The organism is Actinocorallia aurantiaca, assembly GCF_039533685.1.
Classification (GTDB): Bacteria; Actinomycetota; Actinomycetes; order Streptosporangiales; family Streptosporangiaceae; genus Actinocorallia; species Actinocorallia aurantiaca.
In genome coordinates, this window is sequence record NZ_BAAATZ010000049.1 from 1 (window position 1) to 5,787 (window position 5,787).

Annotated in this window: 4 protein-coding genes; 2 read left to right on the top strand and 2 right to left on the bottom strand. The window is 57.8% G+C overall.

What is annotated here, in order from left to right; all coding sequences use genetic code 11:
* The first annotated feature begins 220 nt into the window (after positions 1 to 220).
* Both ABD327_RS37215 and ABD327_RS37220 read left to right on the top strand, forming a co-directional pair.
* A complete protein-coding gene (locus tag ABD327_RS37215) occupies positions 221 to 781 on the top strand; it encodes a toll/interleukin-1 receptor domain-containing protein (RefSeq protein WP_344458479.1) in 561 nt (186 codons plus the stop codon).
* 599 nt (positions 782 to 1,380) lie between these two features.
* Positions 1,381 to 2,793: a pentapeptide repeat-containing protein gene (locus tag ABD327_RS37220; RefSeq protein ID WP_344458482.1), complete on the top strand. Its 1,413-nt coding sequence runs from the start codon at positions 1,381 to 1,383 to the stop codon at positions 2,791 to 2,793.
* A gap of 797 nt (positions 2,794 to 3,590) precedes the next feature.
* On the opposite strand, the gene ABD327_RS37225 is transcribed toward ABD327_RS37220, so the two are convergent.
* The gene (locus tag ABD327_RS37225) at positions 3,591 to 3,962 is read right to left on the bottom strand and encodes a hypothetical protein (protein ID WP_344458485.1); all 372 of its coding nucleotides are present in this window, start codon (positions 3,960 to 3,962) and stop codon (positions 3,591 to 3,593) included.
* The gene (locus ABD327_RS37230; protein ID WP_344458488.1) at positions 3,955 to 4,470 is read right to left on the bottom strand and encodes a hypothetical protein; all 516 of its coding nucleotides are present in this window, start codon (positions 4,468 to 4,470) and stop codon (positions 3,955 to 3,957) included. Before ABD327_RS37230 ends, ABD327_RS37225 begins: the two co-directional genes overlap by 8 nt.
* Positions 4,471 to 5,787 lie beyond the last annotated feature (1,317 nt).

A 5,787-nucleotide genomic window follows, 5' to 3' on the forward strand; every position in this document is an offset into this window, starting at 1 on the left:
GGAGTGTAGTGCCAGCTAGAAGTAGTGTGTTTGCGCTTACGAGGAGTGAAGCTCTGGACGAGGTGGAAGTGCGTATCTGGTCGTAGCGCTCGATATTCCATTGGGTGAGCTCGATAATTTTGTTGATTTCTAGTTGGTCGCGGCGCTTTGCCGATCTCCAGGGAAGCACTATCCTGCTTTCTGGTAGGATTAAATCCGGTGAAACTAGAGGACATGGTGGATGGATTCGATCTTCCTTAGCTACCGAAGTAGTGATGATGCCTACGCTGCCGCTCTGCTTGATACGAAGTTGTCTGAGCGCTTTGGTTCCATGGAAATCTTCCGCGCGGGTAGGTCCATACCTCCCGGAATCGATTATGCGAGCAGCCTGCTCAGATCCGTATCGAATAGTAAGGTTATAATTGCGATAGTCGGGCAGGGCTGGGTCAATTCATTTGTTAAAGATGATTCTGAGGATTGGGTCCGCATGGAGCTACAGGAGGCGATCGGCCGTAAAATTCCGATTATTCCGGTCCTGCTGGCTAATGCGCGTCGCTTGGTTGAGTCCGACCTACCTCCCAGTCTAAAAATTCTGGCGCGCCTGCAGTATCTTCGTTTCGACTACCGAAACATTGATGCAGATTCGCAGAGAATTGTTGAGGCCTTGGCTCAATATGTCTTTGCGCCTCAAAGTTTTTCCTCGAATAAAAATGCAAGCCTGAGCACACTCGTTGAGATGATTGAGCGGCTAGACGCCAGGATCGCAAGGATTCAGGAAAAAGGCAACAGTGACCATGGGTAGCAGGATTGAGGCCATTGTTTAGACCATCCAAGATTTTGTGTCAAATGATACATTTTGGGGCACTTTGTCCGCATATTGCTACTTGCCTCACGGAGGGTTCTTTGGGTTTAGGTTTCTGCCGCGTGGGCCTATTAAGCCAGTCCGTTAGTGGGGTGTCGCTGAGCTATCAAATAGCTACAGGCCGCGATGGATGTGTCGCGGTTCCGGTAGTAGCGCAGAGGCTTGGTGAGGCTGCTTTCTCCGGACCTTGGTCGGCCAGCTCTTGCAGGGCTTGAGGGGCCTCTTGACGGGTCGTGGATTCTTCGCCGATCGACTCGGCGAACATGCGGACACGCCAGGCGTCGAACTGGATCAGTAGAAGATCTTCCCGTCTGCCGACGTCCTGGGATAAGCCCTAGCAGCTTGCCGCTGGGGCTGTCGGCTTCCTTCACGACGCCTGATTCCAGAAGGTGATGGCATCTCGGCTGATCTCTGTGAACAGTCGAGATGATGCGCCTACGCTGCGAGGCATGTCTCAATCCCCCCGGAGACTCCGGAACCTGTCCCTTCTGCTGCGCCATCGTCGTGAGCGGCGCCGTGCTTACCCGGGTCGGCTGCGGTTGATCCCGGTCGGGCTGGCGTTGACGCTGACGTTCCTGGGCGCCGCCATGGTGACCGGTCTGGTGTTCTGGGCCGGGTGGGAGTTGCTGGGTGTGCGGGGGTTGAAGGCTGAGAAGCAGTTGTCTTCCAAGACGCTGTTCGATCTGGTGAAGCTGGCGTTCGGCGTCGCTGCGGGGGCGGGTGCATTGGTCGCTTTGGTGGTGGCCTACCGGCGGCAGAGGGTGGACGAGGCCGCCGCGCTGCGTGAGGCGACCCGGCTGCACACCGAGCGGTTCTCCACGGCTGTCGGCCAACTGGGAGAGACCTCCCCGGCTGTTCAACTTGGCGGCGTGCACGCGTTGGCAGCCCTCGCTGATGATGCCCCCACCCGCGATCTGCGTCAGTCTTGCATCGACGTGCTGTGCGCCTACCTGCGCCTGCCCTACGATCCCGAACCGCAACCCTTCGCAGACGACACCAATCCGAGCGGGAATAAGTACACGGAGGAGTTGAAGGCCTTCCGGTCCGTCAGAGAGATCCGACATACCATCATCCGCCTAATCGGCAACCACCTGCGCTTGGACACTGACGACCCGCGCTCCTGGTCCGGCCACGACTTCGATTTCACCGACGTGGTCTTTGACGGAGGTGATCTCCACAGCGCCTGCTTTACTGGCGGCAACGTGAGCTTCCAAGGGTGCGCATTCATAAACGGGAGGGTCGACTTCCGTCAGGCGGAGTTCTCTGGTGGGAAAGTCGACTTCGGCTGGGCGGATTTCTCTGGTGGGAGGGTCGACTTCCGTCAGGCGGAGTTCTCTGGTGGGAAAGTCGACTTCGACTGGGCGAAGTTCTCTGGTGGGAAAGTCGACTTCGGCGGAGCGAAGTTCTCTGGTGGAGAGGTCAGCTTCGACTGGACGAAGTTCTCTGGTGGAGAGGTCGACTTCAGCGGAGCGGATTTCTCTGGTGGGAGGGTCGACTTCCTTGGAGCGGAGCTCTCTGGTGGAGAGGTCAGCTTCCTCTGGGCGGAGTTCTCTGGTGGGAAAGTCGACTTCCGCGGGGCGAAGTTCTCTGGTGGAGAGGTCGACTTCCTCGGAGCGGAGCTCTCTGGTGGAGAGATTGACTTCCGTCAGGCGGAGTTCTCTGGTGGAGAGGTCGACTTCGGCGGAGCTAAGCTCTCTGGTGGGAAAGTCGACTTCCGTCAGGCAGAGTTCCCTGGTGGGAAGGTCGGCTTCCGTGAGGCGAAGTTCTCTGGTGTAGAGGTCGACTTCCGTGAGGCGAAGTTCTCTGGTGGGAGGGTCGACTTCAGTCAGGCAGAGGGGCAGCGACCGAACAACCTTCCAACCTCAGGACAAGCTCTGCGGCTACCGCGATCCTGGCAGGCAACCCCACACGATCCTGCGGAAGCGCCGGGACCCGACGACGGCAACTCATGACGTACATCGTTTCGGTCGTCGTGTCATTGAGGCGGATGCAGCCGCACTCCATTTCGATTATGGGAACCATGATCGTGCATAACTGGTGTCGCAAACGGCGTTGCTAGGACCTAAAGCTGCAGCCATTGGGCGCCTGCCTGGGTGGTGGCGAAGTAGACAACGGGGTGCGTCCGACCAAGGGCGGGCGTCCTTGTGATGTGCCCTCTGCCGCCGTCATATGGATACGTCTCGTAGCTGGGCCGTCCATGGGCCGTTCGAGGGCCACCAAAGATGACAGAACACGTTCAACGATCACTTGGCTGGGGCGCTCGACACCTGCTCACGCCGTCAAGCTGGGTCGGTTCGAGAAGATCTTCTCTTCCTGCGCAACAAGCGTGTCGAAGGAAGCCCGGTGGCCTCAACGCGCTTGAGAGAACTTCCTCTACGTCTTCAAGGCGGCCCTCACCGGGCCGCACGTGCCGCCGACTCGGCACGGCCCCGGCCAGTTCCGCTCCCGCTACGTGGCCGGGCCCGCCAGCGCCGGTCGGCAGGCGCGGACGAGGAAAACGGGGCCGCGAGCCGAAGGCACAGGGGGCGCCGCGCTCTGATCACGGGGCCAAGCTATCCAGCGCACGCTGAGCCGGGCGGGCGGCCTGGTGGTGCGGCGAGCGCGTCGCTGACCGGTTCCCGACTTGCACGGGGACCCCTCGCGGCGGGCCATTGCGGGCAGGCAGGTGCCAGCCCGTCCGCCGGAAGGCTAAGAGGCCCCGCCCCCGCACAAGTCCGGAACCGTCCAGCTCCACACCGCTAGCCCTCAATCAGCTTCCCTCTTCCTCCAAATCTGCAAGAAGTTGATCCAAAATTTTATCTGTCTGAAGCGCTCCACGACGAGCAATAGAATAAAGATTGCTGACATCATCAAAAAACTGATTCTCATCCGGATCGAAATTACTGGCGATCCGGTATGCGCTTTCTACTTTAATTCCCCTGCTATCGTAAATTTCCATAAAGAAAGGAGGCGAAGAATCCCCATCCATAGACCCGAGGCGAACAGTGGAACTTGTCGATGAATATTCGAATATATCTTCTCGATCGCCCTCAAGGACTATTGTCCACTCAATTCGTCCGTACTTAGTCAGCCGGTACAAATGCTTAACGATTGCAAAAATCCTCGGATCTGTCTCACCCATCTTGCCCACTCTCTATTTCCATGCCCTGGAGTGCCATCAATGAACCAAGCTCATTGGTGACTCCAGCAATCGCCTCTCGAACTTTTTTTGTTTTTGTAACTAGATTATTTGCCGAACTTCCCACCAGTTCATTTTTTGCTATTGCGGCACTTGTGACAGATTCTTGGATTAGCTTCAACAGTTTTCGATCCGCAGGGGAAGCTATTTTCAAATGCCCTCTAAGTTGACCAGCCTGCCAGCGCCATGTAGTTAGCCAGACTATCGCGAACTCTTTTGAATTTTGCGCAATAGCTTTCTCTAGCTCTTCTTCTGCACGCTGAAGTTGGGGTATAAGAACCAGCAGACCGCTTCGCGCCAGCCGCTTTTGCGTTGAAATTGCTGCCCTTTGTGCCGCCTCGGCAGCTCTTCTGGATTTAACTATTTGCCATATTGCAATACTAAACCCGATAAAAGTAAATGGAATTGTTGTTACTGTAGTTATACGATCTACTAGATCATAGAGTGACACGCATCCTCCCCTGCGGACGCACCAGGCAACCGCTCGTGCCCTCTCAATGGCAACCCAGGGTCAGAGTGTGCCAGATCCAACACCCCCATATGGCCGATTGCTACCCAAGGCACGTACAGCACCCTGAGCTCATCTGGGTAGGAACGAGAACACAGGTAGGGCACATGAGCCCATGATCATCCGAGAAACGTCGAGAGCAACCGCAGGCTTTGGAGCAAGTCGGATCTCTTCCCAGGAGCACCAGGGCTACTCAGCATGAGGCGCTGGCCAGAGCTTGGACATCTGGTTATGAGGCATAGCCTGTTCCGCCTCTGTTCCGGCAGAACGTCAAAGATCCCCGCAGCCGTTGACAACTGCTGAGAGACGAAATCCCAGCTCAGAAGCTGTTGCGGGGATTAGTCGCAGGTCAGGGGAAGGGGCTGTGGAGAACCCGGCTTACAAGCCGACTGGCGAGGTCCGTGCCGGACGAGAGGAGTACTCGGGGCTACTAGGGGACTCAGCACCAGTTGGTTTCGAGCCCTGAGCAGATCAGGCGACTATAAGACGGAAGCTTCCAGGTCAGGGATCAACTTGTTGCTTGGACCCGACGAGAGCGAGACAGCAGTCTTGAACCGTAAGTGCGAGGAGTGCGGCGAGTCGTACACGGCCGTCTCGCGAAACCAAGGCGGACCCTTCCACTTCATGGTCGTGCTCTTCGGCGAGTGGCCTGACGGCCGCATGAGGGTCGGAGGCCACTGGCGGAGCGGTGACTGGGTGGCTGGGCAGGCCTTGTACTTCTGGCGCCGGGATGGCCACCGCGTTGTGATCACGAATGCGGAGATGCTGCCCGCCCTCAACGAGGCGTGCGAGAGGCGAGGGCAACGAGAGCTTCTCGTGCCTCAGGAAAAGTCGCTTCAGTCACGCGGATGCATCTGGGCTATCCCGGAGAGCCCAACGGACTGACGAGGGCACATCGAGGGCACATGGCTCTGTGATCGAGCGCGAGACGTCGAGAACTGGTGAGGTCTTCAGCAGCAGGTCAGCCAGGTGGTTCCAGCGTTGTCGCTGGTTGCGGTCGGGCGCTGATCAGAACTTCGACGTCTGATCGCCGGGCACAGCCTGTTTCGGCTCCAGGCGCAGTGATGCATCCTCTCCGCAGACTTGGATGAGTGACTAACTGGGTGACAACCGAGCGGCATGGAGAGGTACGCCCTGGGACAATGGGGGACCCTCTGGCCAGGTCAGGGGATGTGTCGAACCAGGATCGAGCAGCGATCGCCCTGCTTCACACCGAAGAGGTCACTGGTTCGAACCCAGTATCGCCCACCAGCCCGAAGG

Excerpts from the sequence above, each read along its gene's own strand:
- ABD327_RS37215 (WP_344458479.1), top strand. The coding sequence starts at position 221 with ATGGATTCGATCTTCCTTAGCTACCGAAGTAGTGATGATGCCTACGCT.
- ABD327_RS37225 (WP_344458485.1), bottom strand. The coding sequence starts at position 3,962 with ATGGGTGAGACAGATCCGAGGATTTTTGCAATCGTTAAGCATTTGTAC.